Annotated in this window: 13 protein-coding genes, 14 tRNA genes and 1 rRNA gene; 4 read left to right on the top strand and 24 right to left on the bottom strand. The window is 37.1% G+C overall.

Annotated elements, in window-relative coordinates; genetic code table 11:
• Nucleotides 1-31: 31 nt before the first annotated feature.
• Together J2Z82_RS13030 and J2Z82_RS13035 are read right to left on the bottom strand one after the other, a co-directional pair.
• Nucleotides 32-448, bottom strand: a complete 417-nt coding sequence (locus J2Z82_RS13030; RefSeq protein ID WP_209481220.1) for a universal stress protein — start codon at nucleotides 446-448, stop codon at nucleotides 32-34.
• 40 nt (nucleotides 449-488) lie between these two features.
• Nucleotides 489-1,949 carry a SulP family inorganic anion transporter gene (locus J2Z82_RS13035; RefSeq protein WP_209481221.1) on the bottom strand — a complete coding sequence of 487 codons (1,461 nt, stop codon included), beginning with the start codon at nucleotides 1,947-1,949 and terminating at the stop codon, nucleotides 489-491.
• A 293-nt stretch (nucleotides 1,950-2,242) separates the two neighbouring features.
• Between J2Z82_RS13035 and J2Z82_RS13040 the strand changes: the two genes are divergently transcribed.
• Complete coding sequence (locus J2Z82_RS13040) at nucleotides 2,243-2,389, top strand: hypothetical protein (RefSeq protein ID WP_209481222.1); 147 nt, start codon at nucleotides 2,243-2,245, stop codon at nucleotides 2,387-2,389.
• A 169-nt stretch (nucleotides 2,390-2,558) separates the two neighbouring features.
• Here J2Z82_RS13040 and J2Z82_RS13045 read toward each other — a convergent pair whose 3' ends face one another.
• From J2Z82_RS13045 to J2Z82_RS13070, 6 genes are all read right to left on the bottom strand, one after another.
• Nucleotides 2,559-3,209 (bottom strand): YczE/YyaS/YitT family protein, encoded by a 651-nt coding sequence (locus J2Z82_RS13045; RefSeq protein WP_209481241.1) that lies wholly within the window; start codon nucleotides 3,207-3,209, stop codon nucleotides 2,559-2,561.
• Between the two features lie 109 nt (nucleotides 3,210-3,318).
• Nucleotides 3,319-4,263: a cation diffusion facilitator family transporter gene (locus J2Z82_RS13050; RefSeq protein WP_209481223.1), complete on the bottom strand. Its 945-nt coding sequence runs from the start codon at nucleotides 4,261-4,263 to the stop codon at nucleotides 3,319-3,321.
• Between the two features lie 228 nt (nucleotides 4,264-4,491).
• Entirely contained in the window at nucleotides 4,492-6,183 is a 1,692-nt protein-coding gene (locus J2Z82_RS13055; RefSeq protein ID WP_209481224.1) for a diguanylate cyclase domain-containing protein, read from the bottom strand.
• Nucleotides 6,184-6,407: 224 nt separating this feature from the next.
• Nucleotides 6,408-6,851, bottom strand: a complete 444-nt coding sequence (locus J2Z82_RS13060) for a GtrA family protein (RefSeq protein ID WP_209481225.1) — start codon at nucleotides 6,849-6,851, stop codon at nucleotides 6,408-6,410.
• Between the two features lie 45 nt (nucleotides 6,852-6,896).
• Nucleotides 6,897-8,033, bottom strand: coding sequence for a glycosyltransferase family 4 protein (locus J2Z82_RS13065; RefSeq protein WP_209481226.1), 1,137 nt, complete (start codon nucleotides 8,031-8,033; stop codon nucleotides 6,897-6,899).
• 17 nt (nucleotides 8,034-8,050) lie between these two features.
• Entirely contained in the window at nucleotides 8,051-9,199 is a 1,149-nt protein-coding gene (locus tag J2Z82_RS13070) for an NAD-dependent epimerase/dehydratase family protein (protein WP_209481227.1), read from the bottom strand.
• A 571-nt stretch (nucleotides 9,200-9,770) separates the two neighbouring features.
• On the opposite strand from J2Z82_RS13070, the gene J2Z82_RS13075 reads away from it, so the two are divergent.
• From J2Z82_RS13075 to J2Z82_RS13085, 3 genes are read left to right on the top strand one after another with little or no spacing between them, the layout of a single operon-like run.
• Nucleotides 9,771-10,325 (top strand): GbsR/MarR family transcriptional regulator, encoded by a 555-nt coding sequence (locus tag J2Z82_RS13075; protein WP_209481228.1) that lies wholly within the window; start codon nucleotides 9,771-9,773, stop codon nucleotides 10,323-10,325.
• Nucleotides 10,322-10,978, top strand: coding sequence for a cysteine hydrolase family protein (locus tag J2Z82_RS13080; protein ID WP_209481229.1), 657 nt, complete (start codon nucleotides 10,322-10,324; stop codon nucleotides 10,976-10,978). Before J2Z82_RS13075 ends, J2Z82_RS13080 begins: the two co-directional genes overlap by 4 nt.
• Nucleotides 10,979-10,995: 17 nt before the next feature.
• Nucleotides 10,996-11,883, top strand: coding sequence for a glycine betaine ABC transporter substrate-binding protein (locus tag J2Z82_RS13085; protein ID WP_209481230.1), 888 nt, complete (start codon nucleotides 10,996-10,998; stop codon nucleotides 11,881-11,883).
• A gap of 440 nt (nucleotides 11,884-12,323) precedes the next feature.
• Here J2Z82_RS13085 and J2Z82_RS13090 read toward each other — a convergent pair whose 3' ends face one another.
• The 16 genes from J2Z82_RS13090 to rrf all read right to left on the bottom strand — a co-directional run.
• Nucleotides 12,324-13,517, bottom strand: a complete 1,194-nt coding sequence (locus J2Z82_RS13090) for a DUF4317 domain-containing protein (protein WP_209481231.1) — start codon at nucleotides 13,515-13,517, stop codon at nucleotides 12,324-12,326.
• Between the two features lie 302 nt (nucleotides 13,518-13,819).
• A tRNA-Leu gene (locus J2Z82_RS13095) sits at nucleotides 13,820-13,902 on the bottom strand.
• 6 nt (nucleotides 13,903-13,908) lie between these two features.
• Nucleotides 13,909-13,982, bottom strand: a tRNA-Cys gene (locus J2Z82_RS13100).
• A gap of 12 nt (nucleotides 13,983-13,994) precedes the next feature.
• A tRNA-Gly gene (locus J2Z82_RS13105) sits at nucleotides 13,995-14,069 on the bottom strand.
• A gap of 4 nt (nucleotides 14,070-14,073) precedes the next feature.
• Nucleotides 14,074-14,148, bottom strand: a tRNA-Gln gene (locus J2Z82_RS13110).
• A 16-nt stretch (nucleotides 14,149-14,164) separates the two neighbouring features.
• Nucleotides 14,165-14,240 (bottom strand) — tRNA-His (locus J2Z82_RS13115).
• A 13-nt stretch (nucleotides 14,241-14,253) separates the two neighbouring features.
• A tRNA-Trp gene (locus J2Z82_RS13120) sits at nucleotides 14,254-14,327 on the bottom strand.
• A 17-nt stretch (nucleotides 14,328-14,344) separates the two neighbouring features.
• Nucleotides 14,345-14,429 (bottom strand) — tRNA-Tyr (locus J2Z82_RS13125).
• A gap of 21 nt (nucleotides 14,430-14,450) precedes the next feature.
• A tRNA-Phe gene (locus tag J2Z82_RS13130) sits at nucleotides 14,451-14,526 on the bottom strand.
• A gap of 27 nt (nucleotides 14,527-14,553) precedes the next feature.
• Nucleotides 14,554-14,630: transfer RNA gene (locus J2Z82_RS13135), tRNA-Asp, on the bottom strand.
• A gap of 69 nt (nucleotides 14,631-14,699) precedes the next feature.
• Nucleotides 14,700-14,776, bottom strand: a tRNA-Met gene (locus J2Z82_RS13140).
• 180 nt (nucleotides 14,777-14,956) lie between these two features.
• Nucleotides 14,957-15,032 (bottom strand) — tRNA-Val (locus J2Z82_RS13145).
• 7 nt (nucleotides 15,033-15,039) lie between these two features.
• Nucleotides 15,040-15,114 (bottom strand) — tRNA-Glu (locus J2Z82_RS13150).
• A gap of 11 nt (nucleotides 15,115-15,125) precedes the next feature.
• Nucleotides 15,126-15,217: transfer RNA gene (locus J2Z82_RS13155), tRNA-Ser, on the bottom strand.
• 1 nt (nucleotide 15,218) lies between these two features.
• Nucleotides 15,219-15,293: transfer RNA gene (locus J2Z82_RS13160), tRNA-Asn, on the bottom strand.
• Between the two features lie 138 nt (nucleotides 15,294-15,431).
• Nucleotides 15,432-15,522: ribosomal RNA gene (rrf, locus tag J2Z82_RS13165) — 5S ribosomal RNA — on the bottom strand; the annotation flags it as partial.

A 15,522-nucleotide genomic window follows, 5' to 3' on the forward strand; every position in this document is an offset into this window, starting at 1 on the left:
CCCGAAGTTCAGGGACAGCCTCTTATAATTTCTATTTAACTATTAGTACTGGACAATCTGCGCGTTTAGCAACTTTGTGACTGACACTTCCTAGAATCAGAGTTTGCAAGTTATTAAGACCTCTGCTTCCGATAACGACACAGTCAAATTTGTTTTCATTTGCATGCTCTACAATTGTCGGTCCTGCTTCACCATGTAAAATATTTGTCTCAAAATCCACACCTGAAACTTCCAGTAAGTTCTTTACTGCCTTAATCTTCTCTTTACGCTTTTTTTCAACTTCAAATTTATTAGCATGGTGCAAAACATCAGATTTTGATGTTTGCCCATCAACAGCATAAACAATTTCAATTTTTCCATCGAATTTTTCGGCAAGCTCAATAGCATACTTTGCAGATCGTGCTGAGTGTTCTGAACCATCAGTCGCCAACATTATTTTTTTAAACACAAGCCTCACCTCTTTAATCTCATCTTAACATTTTAAAACCTTAATGTCCTGATGCTTTTGAAAGTCCACCCATGCGATTTTTTAAATGCTGACTATCCTCATTCAATCCACTATAGTAGACTTCTATATCATTCTGCTCAAATTTCATTTCTATTTTATCTAAAGCACCTATAGCTGAATCATCCCATAGGTGTGCATGCGTTAAGTCAATTTCTACTTCTTGAACAGTATCTGTAAAATTAAACTTCTTTGGAAAGTCAGTTACCGATGCAAAAAATAATTGCCCATGGACGCGGTAAATTTTCTTCTCGCCATTTAATGAAAGTTCTTTTGTTACTTTTGTTTTAGATATTTTTGCTGCAAAGAATATTGCACTCAGTAATACACCTGCAAGAACACCCTTTGAAAGATCATGTGTGACAACAACAATCACAACGGTGGTTACCATAACGGCAGCATCTGATTTGGGAAGCTTATGCAGAGTCCGTATCGATGACCAGTCAAATGTTCCTATTGCCACCATAAACATAACGCCAACTAAGGCTGCCATTGGAATTTGCACAACTACTCCACCTAACACAATAATTAAAAACATAAGAAATACACCTGCAACCAGAGAAGACAGACGACCATTTCCACCTGACTTCACATTAATGACAGACTGCCCGATCATCGCACAGCCAGCCATACCACCAAAGAAGCCAGTCACAACATTAGCAATACCTTGCCCGCGTGTTTCTTTATTTTTATTGCTTTCTGTGTCAGTCATATCATCAACTATATTAGCTGTTAGCAACGATTCCAATAGCCCAACAATTGCTAACGCAGCTGAGTAAGGAAGAATAATCATAAGTGTTTCCCATGTCAACGGAATTGATGGGATTAAAAACACTGGCAGCTGCTGTGTTAATGCACCCATGTCTCCAACTGTACGCACACCGATATCACCAAAAATTACAATTGCTGTAATTGCGATAATTGCCACTAGTGTTGATGGCACTGCTTTTGTAAGTCGCGGTAAAAGATAAATAATTACAAGCGTTAGCCCTACAAGAGCATACATGATCCAAGACTCATCTACAAAATGCTGTAGTTGAGCTGTAAAAATTAATATTGCCAGTGCATTAACAAATCCGACCATCACCGAACGTGGCACAAATTTCATAACACTGGATAATTTGAATATACCTACTAAAACCTGAATAACTCCTGTTAGAATTGTAGCAGCTAGTAAGTATTGTAACCCATAGTCAGCAACTAAGTTAACCATCAGAAGCGCCATTGCACCTGTTGCTGCTGAGATCATTCCAGGCCGTCCGCCAACAAATGCAATAACTACAGCAATACAAAACGATGCATAAAGACCAACCATTGGATCTACCCCTGCAATAATTGAAAAGGCTATTGCCTCTGGAATCAGTGCCATTGCGACAACCATTCCAGCCAAAACATCACCTTTAATATTGCCAAACCATTTTTGCTTTATCTGTTCTACTCTCAATTTTTTACCTCTTTCTATAGTATAGTGTTGCTAAGCTTTCTATAAAGCTTAAACCGATTTCAACCTACGAATCATACCATAGAATCTGTAATTGACAAAATGCCAAGAAAGCGTAAACATTGAAATGTTGCTCCAATTTCCGCTTATTTTCACTATTTTCCTAGGGGATATATCTTTTACTATATTAATAAGAGCCAATTTTTGACTAAAGCATGACTTTTGTCTTACAACTATTTACAGCAGGATGCGGTTTTGCTAATCTAACATTAAGTATAATTAGGAGGTAAACTGCTGTGAGTAGTAAGATTGTAGTCTTAATAATTGTTGCTTTAACGCTAATCATATTAATTTTTGGCTGGTTCTTTTTGAAAAATGTTATGGTTAAATTTGATGTAGATCAAGACACATCTCAACAGGAAATTCATTTAGATACATTTTAAACCCAAAAAATATTAAAGCCCAAAAGTGAATTAGAGTCACTTCCGGGCTTTTTTAGCAGTTAAGGCTTTCGCCCATTATGACTTGGCGACAAGCCAAGATTTCTATTTTACCCACTAATCATAAGTAGTCAGGAAATCATTATTAGGGAGCTTGAGAATTCACATTTACTTAACCACTTGCTCTTGAAGAAGTAAGATGCTTTTCGTGGTACTTTGCTTGTATTTGATTGATAAGTTTATCAAAGCGCAGAAATGTAAACTGAAAAATTGGGCTTTGTATAAATGTGAATATAAATGTGAAAATAAATACCGGTCCTCCCAAAATCAATCCTAATACCAGCACTGAGCTCTCCGTTATAATACGAACCCTACCAATAGGTGCACCTAATTTATCTGAAATGGATAGCATAAATCCATCACGTGGCCCTGATCCAACCCTCGCAGCATTATATAAACCACCTCCGAATCCCATTACTACAATCCCTATCCCCATCAAAATAGCATCTGTCCAGGAATGGCTCGCTTCAGGCAGAAAATCAAGCCATAAAAAGAGATCCACAAACATGCCAACGAGAAACGCATTTAAAAATGTACCTAATTTTATATAACTTTTATCCAAAATCCAGGACACTATTATTAACGTGAAGCCACATGCAACATTCCATGTACCAATCGTTAAACCAAATATTTCAAAGAGGCCTACATTTAATACATCCCATGGGTGAATACCTAAGTGTTGAACATTGATCGTTACAGAAATCCCGAAACTAAAAAAAATAAGCCCCACGACGAAAAAGGACCATCGTATAACAGCCAGTATAATCACCCTTCTTTCTTAGATGTTTAATCCATACTTTCTTATATATTTAAGAATTATACAAGATTGTCACCAAAAAAACTACCTTGATCGAATTAGAGGATTATCTTAGCTACTGGTCCTTTTCACCATTATCTTCAATTATTCCTAATACCACATCAGCTACTTCTGGTAAACGTAACAGTTTATCACTAAGGCGAAATTTTATGTCGTCGGCTTCAGCTAGTGAAAATCCTTTTTTGAGTTCAACAGTGCCTTCGACATGATATGTGCGCCCTTCCTGTATAGTTCTTATCTTATAGATATCCACTACAGCTTCGTCGTCTAGTAATGCATCAGTAAGTTTATTTTCTACATCGGCAGGAGCTGATACGCCAATTAAGCCAACCATATTGTCATAACCCACACGAAACGCAACAAACAGCATTAATATCCCAATAAGCATTGTAAAGATTCCATCAGCTGTAAGTAATCCAAACACCTGTGACAGTAAAACACCAATCATAGCAAGCACTGCACCAGAAGTAGCAACTAGGTCCTCATAGAACACTAACCGTGTAGCAGGAGATGCCTTTCCAGCACTTTTAAATGCAGAAGTGATTAACCAGCCGGATTTTTCACCTTTAGATTCCTTAATAATTTCTTTCATAGCTTTAATTAAAATAGCACCATCAATTACAAGTGATGCTATTAGAACTCCTATATTTAACCACAAGTTTCCAGACCCTTCCGGATGTTGGAAAAGATGCCAGCCTTCTTTTAGTGTTTCATACGCTAAAACCGAAACTACAATGACGGCAACCATACAAAATATATTGATTACCCTTCCAAACCCAGTCGGAAATCGGTTGGACGGAGGTGATTCCGCAAGAACACTACCAAAAAAGACAAATCCCTGGTTAACAGAATCTGCTAGTGAATGCATAGTTGTAGCAAACATAGCGCCATTTCCACTAAAAAAAGCAGCCACACCTTTTATTAGAGCTAAAAAAGCATTACCTAAAGCTGCCAAACCTGAGGACGTATTCCCTTTTTTTACACGCTCCATAAATCCCATATTCGTTCCTCCTGAAATTTTATCATTATCTATGTTGCTTAATATATCGTTATTCTATACATTATATTCACCATCTGAAATGTTGGAAACCAGCCATTAGAAAACTTGGCCTATCGTCAAGCCTTAATATAGATAAGCCTTAGTTGTGCTTATATAATAAGAAAGGATATATTCTTTCTTAACTGCCAACTAAAGAAGCCTAACCAGTGTATTGGTTAAGCTTCCTTATTACTTCACAAATAAATTCTGCATGAAATCGTATAAACTATAGTCATTTCTTCCTGCTTTTTTTGCTTTATAAAGCTCCTTATCCGCATACTTTAGCATCTCGTTGGCATTTTCAGGGGACTTCGGTGATGAAACAACAATACCTAGGCTTGTTGTTATCCTAAAATTATAATTTTCAACACACCAAGGCTCGTTCATTATGTTGATAATTCGATTAGCTATTTCAAGAACATCTTCAGCGGAAGTTATATTAGGTACTAATAAAGTGAATTCGTCTCCACCTATGCGTGCAAGTAAATCCTCTTCACGTATTACCTTACTAATTCTTAATCCAAATTCCTGAATTACCTGATCTCCAATACTGTGCCCCATTTTATCATTAATTAATTTAAACTGATCCAGATCCATCATAATCATTGCCAGTCGCTGATCAGTATCTTTTATACTCTCTATATGCTCTGTTAATTGTTTGATGAAATAACGGCGATTCGGCAAGCCTGTTAACGGATCATGATATGCCATATGCTGTAATTGCTGTTCATAATCTTTTCGAAGTGTAATATTTCTTGATACCACTACCATATGTGTAAACTGATTCTCATCATCATAAACAGGAGAGCCAAGTAACTCCGACCAGATGTAATCACCATCTCCATGTTTCTGTCTAAATTGTTCCTTCCACGTTGTTTTATTCCGAATTGATTCTATAAAAGATTCCTGCAATCGTTCCCGATCATCTGTGTGTACATTATGCAAAAAGGGTTTGTTAATATATTCATTTTCTTCATAGTCCAAGACTTCTTTGTAGGATGGTGATACGTATACAATTTTACCTTGATTATCAATCATTGTTATTAAATCATTCGAATTCTCTGTAATTATTCGAAATTGATCTTCGCTTTCTTTATACTTTTTGCCCAGTTGTATTTGTTCATTAATATCTTTAAAGATGCTATATATGCCAACTATATCATCATTTATAATGATAGGAGTAAGCTTAACAATAACCTCTACCATCTCATTTGATTTATTAAGTATAGTTAACTGATGCTCTTGTGGAATTCCTTTTATTACATCACGAAAATTTTTGCTAGCTAAATCCTTATCTTTTGAAGCAAATAATTCAGTGAAAGGAGAGTTCTTCATTTCTTTGGCATTGGAACCAAAAACTGATTCTACTGCACTGTTACCATTTTGGATATTGCCTGTAAGACTGAGTGAAAATATAGCATCCAAGTTATAATCATAAAGGGATCGATATTTCTGCTTATTGCGGTACAAATCATTTTTCGACTTTTGAATTTCAAGCTCAGTCATCCTTCTTCGGGTAATATCTTTTACCAGAGCAACAATATGTGTGCAAATACCATCTTTATCAAATAAAGGAGACAATGTCGTTTCTGAATATTTAATACCTGATGGTGCTTCATAAAAATCTTCGTATGATAATCCATCTTTTAATTCGATAGCTTTCGTATACTTATCTATCAAAAATTCCGCCGTCTTTTGTGGATAAACATCCTGAATTGTTTGCCCAATAACCTTGTCCGTAAGAATTGTATGTTTAATTGCAGCTTGATTAAGAAATTCATAACAAAAATCTTGATTATTATCTATCGCAATAATAAAAACCATCTCTTTAATCCCGTTCATCAAAATATTATTGAAAAATAAGGAATTATCATTGCTCATTTTATTCTCCTCCTTTCCTCAGTAATATTACTATTATGTAAAATTAAATTATTTAAGTTATTTATGTTATTTTCATTATATACTCTATATGATATTTTTCTAGTCCTTTTTTACTATATTTTAACATTTTTTTAATTATTTTCACCTATAAATTTTGAAATTAGTTGATTGGATTCTATATATTAAATGAACCAAAAAAGAACTGAGCCTCTAATTCTAGTGGCTCAGTTCTTTTTCGATTTCTTAAACACAAAATATTTAATCATAAAAAAGCTTGCAATAAATGAAAGGAGCATAGCCAGACCCTTGGCAATATTGTATCGCAGCCAATTAGGGACACCGAAACTTTCCATAAGGGTATTGGATGCAATAAACACAAGATTATTAACACCCAAGCTCACTATGCCTTGAACAATGAAAAGAAATCGCTGTCGATTACTGCCTTTAGCTGAGTGTTGAAATGTAAAGCTTGCATTCCAAAAGTAACTATTTGCTACAGCTAATGTATAAGCAATGGTATTATATAGCAGAAGCAAGCCTCTTTCATCTGTGTGAAATAATAATAGCAATAAGTTTAGTGTCCCAATATCAATTCCTGCATTTGAAACCCCAATTACACTAAACTGCAGAAATTGAAATGGGCCTTTTTTTCTTTTGTTCTGTTTCATGGGACTCCCTTATTTAAGCGGTTTAAGAATTGAAGTTTGGAAATGTCAGTTTGCTGTATTACTTTGCTCTTCTCCTACGCTTACTATTTCCTTATAATAATCAAGCACTTGCTTCGATTGAGCCTCCCAACCCATTTCTGAAATTTCTTTATGGGCGGACTTTGCCAACCGCTTTCTTAATGTTTCATCTTCAAACTTAATCAAAGTTGCTGTGAAATCATCTTGCTTATCAGGGTTGTACAGCAACCCGGTATGATTATTTTCTATTTGTTCACAAGTTGGTCCACTTTCAGCTGCTACAAGTGGCAGTCCAGATGCCATTGCTTCCGTAATTACCAGACCAAGCGTTTCAGTTGTCGATGGAAATACAAAGACATCTGATGAGGCATAGGCCTTAGCAAGTTCATCACCATGTAATAAACCAGTAAATACTGTACTAGTACCAGCAAAGTGTTTTTCCAACTCGCGCCTATGCGGACCATCACCTACAATAGCAAGGACGAATTCATCCGATGCTTTCAGTACTGATTTTATTTTCTCAATTTCCTTCTCTGGAGCAAGTCTGCCAACATACAATAGCAGCTTCTTCTCAGATTGACCATTTGATAGTTTGTCCCGCATTTCATTATCATACTTATTAGGATGAAACAACTCTGTATCAACACCACGTTTCCAGACATGTACATTTTCAATTCCGTGTCCTTCTAACTCTTCCTTAACTGTATTTGAAGTACAGAGGTTTAACTCCGCCTTGTTATGCAGTTTTCGAAAATACCACCATACTAGTCCCTTAAAAAGAGAGACTTTATAGTAATCCAAATATTGCGCTACATTTGTGTGATAAGAGGCAATCATTGGATAACCAAGCTTTTTAGCGTAGTATACACCAGATAAACCAAGAATAGCCGGGTTTACCACATGAACAATATCAGGATCGTACTCTTTCAACAGACCACTAACTTTTCGATTAGGAAGGGCAAATTTTTTGGAGCGATAAAAAGGAAGGGTCCGTGCTGGCACCCCTTCTACTTTTGCTCCTTCAAATTCATAAACACCAAGGTCTGGTGCTATTACACGAACATCATGTCCTTCTTTTAAGAAATAGCGAATACAGGCTTTTAATCTGGTAACAACCCCATCAGTTGATGGCAGAAAAGTTTCAGTTACGATAGCAATTTTCATAGGTGACACTTCCTTGTTTATTTCCAGGATACTTGTGGCAGTACGTTTTCTTTAATTATTCGTTCTTTATGATTTACAACTGTTTTAAGAATTCCGCGAATTACATCATCAGTCAGTAAATTAGGTTCTAAACCGAGGTCTCGAAGTTTTGTATTTTCTGCATGGAAAAAATGCTCTTCCAATTCAACTCTTGGATTCTCAAGATGCGCAATTGTTGTCTCAAGACCTTCTTCTTGTGCAACCTTCTCAACTTTTTTAGCCAGGTCCAATACAGAAAACTCCTCAGTAAATTGGTTGAACACACGGAACTCTCCTCGGTCAGCCGGATTATTCGCCGCAATCTCAATACAACGCACGGTATCCCTTATGTTTAAAAATCCACGTGTTTGTCCGCCTTTTCCGTATACTGTAATATCGTGCCCAATAGTTGACTGGATAATGAAACGATTCAATGCAGTACCAAATACCCCATCATAGTCCAGGCGGTTTGACAATACCGGATCCATTTGCGTTTCATCTGTATCTAATCCATAAACAACTCCCTGGTTTAAATCAGTTGCTCTTATTCCCCAGATTTTACATGCGAATGTTATATTATGGCTGTCATGAACCTTCGACAGGTGATAAAAAGATCCTGGCTGTTTCGGGAATGGAAGAACATCTTTTCTTCCCTTATGTTCTATCTCGATATACCCTTCTTCTATTTCAATATTAGGGGTACCATATTCACCCATTGTACCCAATTTAATTAAATGGCAATCAGGAACAATTTCTTTTATCCCATACAATACGTTTAATGTTCCTGTTACGTTATTGTTTTGCGTGAACACAGCATGTTCCCTATCGATCATAGAATATGGTGCAGACCGCTGTTCAGCAAAATGAGCAAACGCATCAGGCTGTTCTTTTTTCAATACTTCACGTAAAAAATCATAATGAGTCAAGTCCCCATCATATGTCCGAATTTCATTACCGGTAAGTTCTTTCCATTTTGCTACCCGTTCTTCAAGTGTTGCAATTGGTGTAATAGAGTTCGAATGTAGTTCATTATCCCACTTTCTCCTGATCATATTATCAATAATGGCTACATCATGTCCCTGTTTTGATAAATACAAGGCGGTCGGCCAGCCACAAAAGCCATCTCCTCCAGCTACTATAATTTTCATGACATTTTCTCCTCTATTTAAATATATTCGTATGTAGTATGCTGCACTGTTCTAAATTTTCATACCAAAACAGTTTTCGCAAGCATATCTATCCTTTTAAAAATTATCATGTTATGAATGTTTTTACAAATGATGTGATAAACCATCTTGAATTATTATTCCATTATAGTATTCCTTCTTTGTGAAGAGGTATGATAAAAAAATTATATCTCTTATCGATGCAGCAGTTTCTTCGTTCATAGTAAATAACACTAAATTGCGACCTGCAGCAAATTACAAATGTTGTTCTTGTGGTTGTCATAACTAAATATGGTTTATATACTCACGAGTATTTTAAAAACAGCGATTGTGAGTTTTTTTGAAATTAGTGTAAAACTGAAACCAGTAATGCCACTTTTATTTTGAAGAAAATTGTACATGCTACAAAAGACATACTTGTAGCCAACAACACTTCCCTTCCCTTTAATTTAATTTATCAACCAAATTTCTCAAAATTAGTTGATTTTTAAATTTAATTAATTTAATATGTTTAATGTAAACAATATAAATTAAACAAATGAGGTTGATACTATTGTCCAATGAACATGAAACAATTGAGCAATCCAGAGACATTATGATCAGCGCGATTGCACAATCAATGGTTATCTATGGGGTTACTCCATCTGTTGGTCGTATTTACGGTGTACTTTATTTTTCCTCTGAACCGTTGACGCTTGATGAAATAAAGGATCAGGTAGCAATGAGTAAAGCTAGTGTAAGTAATGGAATGCGGGAACTATTAGAAACGGATATGGTCACAAAAGTTTGGATGAAAGGTGATCGAAAAGATCATTATGTTGCAGAGAAAGATTATTTAAGAAATTTTATAACGTTCTTTATTAAAAAGATACGACAAGAACGTAATCTAATAATGAAGGCCACAGAACAGGTCGAGCCTGCTTTAGAAGCTATAGTAAAAGATACATCCGATGATCAAGTAAAAGAAGAGGCAACCAAAGATCTTGCCCTCATTAGAAACTCTTACGACTATTTTAATTGGACGATGCGATTTGCAAATGCAATGGAATCGGGGGATATATTTAATTATTTACCAAAACAACAGAAAAATAAAGGAGACATAACATGAACAAACAGAACACTGCTTTGGTGCTAATTGACCTTCAGAAGGAAAGTAATTTTGGACTCGGGCAAATGGACCAAGTAGTAACGAATGCCAAAAGGCTAATTGACGGGTTTAGAGAAAAGAACATCCCTATTATTTACACACGTCAAATCAATCGGGCAGATGGGGTTGGTCTTTCCCAAGGAGAACCCTTAAACAGCGATGGTACACCCTATTATTACAACACAGCTAACGAAAGTATAGAGATTTTAGATGAAATCAAACCACAAGATGGTGACATAATTATTGATAAATATCGATGGAGTGCTTTTCACGAAACTAGCCTGGATCTTACTCTAAGGAGTTTAAACGTAGAAAATGTTGTGATTGGCGGAGTCGTGACAGATGGGTGTCTGTTAACTTCTGTATTTGATGCCTATTTTAACGATTATAAGATCCACCTTGTCAAAGACATCTGTACAGCATCCAATGAGGGTTCTCATATGGCATCACTAATGATGATTGCGAATTGGGTGTACACTATCAAAATGTATGATACTACGAATATCCTCCAGCGTATTAATGGTGAAAAATACGATGCTTGGGAATCAGACACAGTCGATTCATTACAGTATACTCCTGAAAATATGAGAGAGATATTTAATAAATTAAATTAAAAAAGGAGACATACATCATGAAGAAATTATTACTATTATTTATTACATTATCTTTATTGACACTTGCTGCTTGTGGCAATGAAGAAGAGAATAATAATGACGATGCCGCTGAGACTTCTGAAGAAAAAGGAACAATTGTTTTTGGACAAACACCTTGGACAAGTACTGCACCACCAACACAAATTGCAAAGAAAATTTTAGAGGAACAAGGATATACAGTTGAAGTAAAACATGTTTCACAACCAATTATCTGGGATGGTATGAGTAATAAAGAGATTGATTTCTTTATGGATGCATGGTTACCATATACAGAAGCACCTAGATGGGAAGAGTATAAGGATGAATTAGTGAAAGTAGCAACAAGTTATGAAAATGCAGAACTTGGTTTTGCAGTCCCTTCTTATGTGGAAGAAAACTCGATTGAAGATTTAAAAGCAAATGCAGAAAAATATGATGGCGAAATACTTACCATTGCTGAAGGAGCAGGCATTGTTAATATTTCAAAGGAATTAGTGAAAGGTGAGAACTTAGAAGAAAGCGGACTTGAATTAAAAACTTCTAGTGAAGGTGCGATGATTTCCGCTGCACAAAGTAAAATTGATGATAAAGAGCCTGTTGTTTTCACTCCTTGGAGACCACATTCTGTCTTTGCACGTAATGACTTGAAATTTTTAGAAGGTCAAGGAGACTATTTTAAAGCAGATAACGTTTATGTATTGTCATATAAAGGGATTCAGGAAGAGCATCCAGAAGCATATGAGATTTTATCCAATTGGAGCATTTCCATTCCTGAAATAGAATCGATGATAAGTAAAAATGAAGAAAACGGTACCTCCTTTGAAAAATTAGCTACCGAATGGATTGAAAAAAACCGTGATAAAGTCGATCAAATGGTTGGAGAATAATAATACGGTAGACAGGTCAGCTTCTTGTTGACCTGTCTATTTTTATTGATATCAAGCATTGTTAAACAAACGAGGCAGAACAGTACAATGATTGTCGCTCGGAATTGAGGCGAACCTGTCGAAGCGGATCCTCGTTCCGCTAATAGCAGAAAATCAGCCGAATTTGACGCAAAAATGACAAATAGCGGAATGAGGATCCGCCAAATCAGTGAACACGGTCCTCATTCCTTTAAATAATGGGTTCTTCAACAATAGTTTAACAAGCGTATATATACAGAACGCTTACTTTGCAATACAAGACCAAGCATTCCCACTGCTATCAGCTTGTAATACATTTCCTTCCGACAAATCTTCTCATTATTAGCCTGTTCAATTCATGTAACATTTTAATTGAACAAGAAAGGACAAGAATTCATACCCTGTCCCGCAAGTTCCATGTATCATTCTGTATCCTCTTTTGCTTTTTCAAATAATGCTTCCGGAACCATTTCAAAGCCTTCAATAACCGTATTCTCTTCCACTTCCATCATTAAGTAGCGCTTCCCGCTGAAATGGACTTGACGTACATATCTTAAGTCTTGTGGACTGATGGAGATATTAGCTAGTTTCGTCTCTATTTTAATAGACTTTGTATTATATTTCGGTACAATGTTATTCGCTTTAAACTCATATGATTCATCATCAGTCACAGTTTTAAAAGCAGTTTCTACTTTATTCGAATTAATATCTTCTATCCCACTGCTTTTCAAAACTTTTTCGACATCTTTGTAGTCTAATTTCGGTATCTCTTCCTCTTCATTCTCTTCCACGACACGATGAATCTCATCGTAAACATTTGAAAGTGTTGACGTGTTGATTTTTTGATCACCAGCTACATTTTTTACAATTTCCTCAAAAACAATTTTATCCTGTGCGGCAGTCATTTTTTCTTCCGCATTTAATACTTCCTCGATGAAATGATAATTAAGTTCATTCTTCTTCCCTGCCGAATACAGCACGTGGTTAACATCTGCAGCATTATCCGTAATTGAAGGGAATAGGAATCCTGATATTGGAGCTTTCAGGTTGATAACCGGATCGACAACAATATTATACTTAAACTCCTTTTCGACATAGTCAAACAGTAATTCCTTTTTTGGATCTTGCGTTTTATTCATACTGCATAAAATAAAAGGATGGGAATATACCGTATCACGCTCACTTTCTTCTGACTCGTCGCTCATGTTCTTCATCGGTTTCATATATTCTCCCCGAATAAAGGTTACGACAATATCCATTTCATATTGCTTATCCTTCAACATTTTTTCTACGATCTGAAGCATTTGACCTTTCCATTCTTCTGTATCATTACTTAATAAACCCTGGTGAAGAATTAGCTGACTGTTATTTTCCACATCGCGCTGGAACTTTAATTCGAATAATTTTTCATCTAACTGGCCTGATAGCACTTTTTTAAAATTATCCATAAACAATTCTTTCTGTTCCTCTTCCAATAGTTCAAATGATAGACTTTGATGATGGTATATTTCGCTGGATTCTTTCATTATATACACATTAAAAATCTCATGAATTTTTAATAAATCATTATTTAATTTGAATTGTTTTCGGATACTTGCTATGTCTTTTTTGTTCATTTTATTCCACTCCTATGTTCATTATCAGCATGTGCATTATTCTAAGACATTCTTTCATTTTATCATAAATATCACTTGTTTCAGCCTAATCATTACTTCTGTAACTACTATTAATCCAAAAGCTATTACACCTTTTAGAACATCATTTCATTAAACGATAATAAGGTCTACCTTACATCGTTCAAAATTACTCTCAAACATTGGATAATCATCTTAGAACACAAAAAGGACAGGATTTTAGTAATCCTGTCTATCCTATAAAGATAATATTATTATATAATTTTTCGTGTTTATAAAATTAATACCGGTGGTCGGGTTCGAACCGACACTCCCAGAGGGAACATGATTTTGAGTCATGCGCGTCTGCCAATTCCGCCACACCGGCATATGTTGGAGGCGGTAACCGGATTTGAACCGGTGATAAAGGTTTTGCAGACCTCTGCCTTACCACTTGGCTATACCGCCAAAACGAAGTAATGGAGCGGAAGACGGGATTCGAACCCGCGACCCCCACCTTGGCAAGGTGGTGTTCTACCACTGAACTACTTCCGCATAATGGCTGGGCTACCAGGATTCGAACCTGGGAATCACGGGATCAAAACCCGATGCCTTACCGCTTGGCTATAGCCCAATAAGATTAAAATTTATGGGGCGACCGATGGGGATCGAACCCACGAATGCCGGAGCCACAATCCGGTGCGTTAACCACTTCGCCACGACCGCCATAATATAATAATGGCAGGGGTAGTAGGAATCGAACCCACATCAAAGGTTTTGGAGACCTTCGTTTTACCATTAAACTATACCCCTACTTGTTAAAAAATATATGGTGGAGGGGGAGAGATTCGAACTCCCGAACCCTGAGGGAGCGGATTTACAGTCCGCCGCGTTTAGCCACTTCGCTACCCCTCCATATAAATGTAAATGCAAAAATGGTGGCTCCGGACGGAATCGAACCGCCGACACAAGGATTTTCAGTCCTTTGCTCTACCGACTGAGCTACAGAGCCAATATGTATTATTACTATTAATTTAAATGGCGGTCCGGACGGGACTCGAACCCGCGACCTCCTGCGTGACAGGCAGGCATTCTAACCAGCTGAACTACCGGACCGAATATGTAAAATGTAGATATGCCTAAATTGACATAGATTTATGCTCGATGTTCTTAGTTAAAGTAAATTGGTTGCGGGGGCAAGATTTGAACTTGCGACCTTTGGGTTATGAGCCCAACGAGCTACCAGACTGCTCCACCCCGCGATATGAAGTGAATATTAAATTAATACTCTTATAACTTGAATAGAACTGTTCGTCGTGTTGCAAGATGAATCGGTGATGCTGCACTCCTCACAAAGCCTGCATAGAGGTTAACCAATGATGCTTACGGCTTTGCTCCACCCCGCGATATGAGATAGTATAACTTTGAAATTTCGTCTAAAATGGTGGAGGATGCAGGGCTCGAACCTGCGACCCCCTGCTTGTAAGGCAGGTGCTCTCCCAGCTGAGCTAATCCTCCATAATAGTGGTGACCCGTACGGGACTCGAACCCGTGTTACCGCCGTGAAAGGGCGGTGTCTTAACCGCTTGACCAACGGGCCAAAAATATAAGTGGCGGAGAGCGAGGGATTCGAACCCTCGAGGCCGTGATAACGGCCTACACGATTTCCAATCGTGCTCCTTCGGCCACTCGGACAGCTCTCCATGGCTCCACAGGTAGGAATCGAACCTACGACCGATCGGTTAACAGCCGATTGCTCTACCGCTGAGCTACTGTGGAATAATCCAAATACAGGATATTGATGCTCAGACAATGTTTGTCGTGTTGCATGCTTATCCGGAGTAGCCTCACTCCTTAAATGACCCATCTTTAGGTTTTCAAAAGATGTTTTGGCCAAATTACTATGGAATGGGATTTGCCTGGCGGCGTCCTACTCTTGCAGGGGCAAAGCCCCAACTACCATCGGCGCTGGAGAGCTTAACTGCTGTGTTCGGCATGGGAACAGGTG

Origin of the sequence: Virgibacillus litoralis, from assembly GCF_017873675.1 — a bacterium.
GTDB classification, from domain to species: Bacteria; Bacillota; Bacilli; order Bacillales; family Amphibacillaceae; genus Lentibacillus; species Lentibacillus litoralis.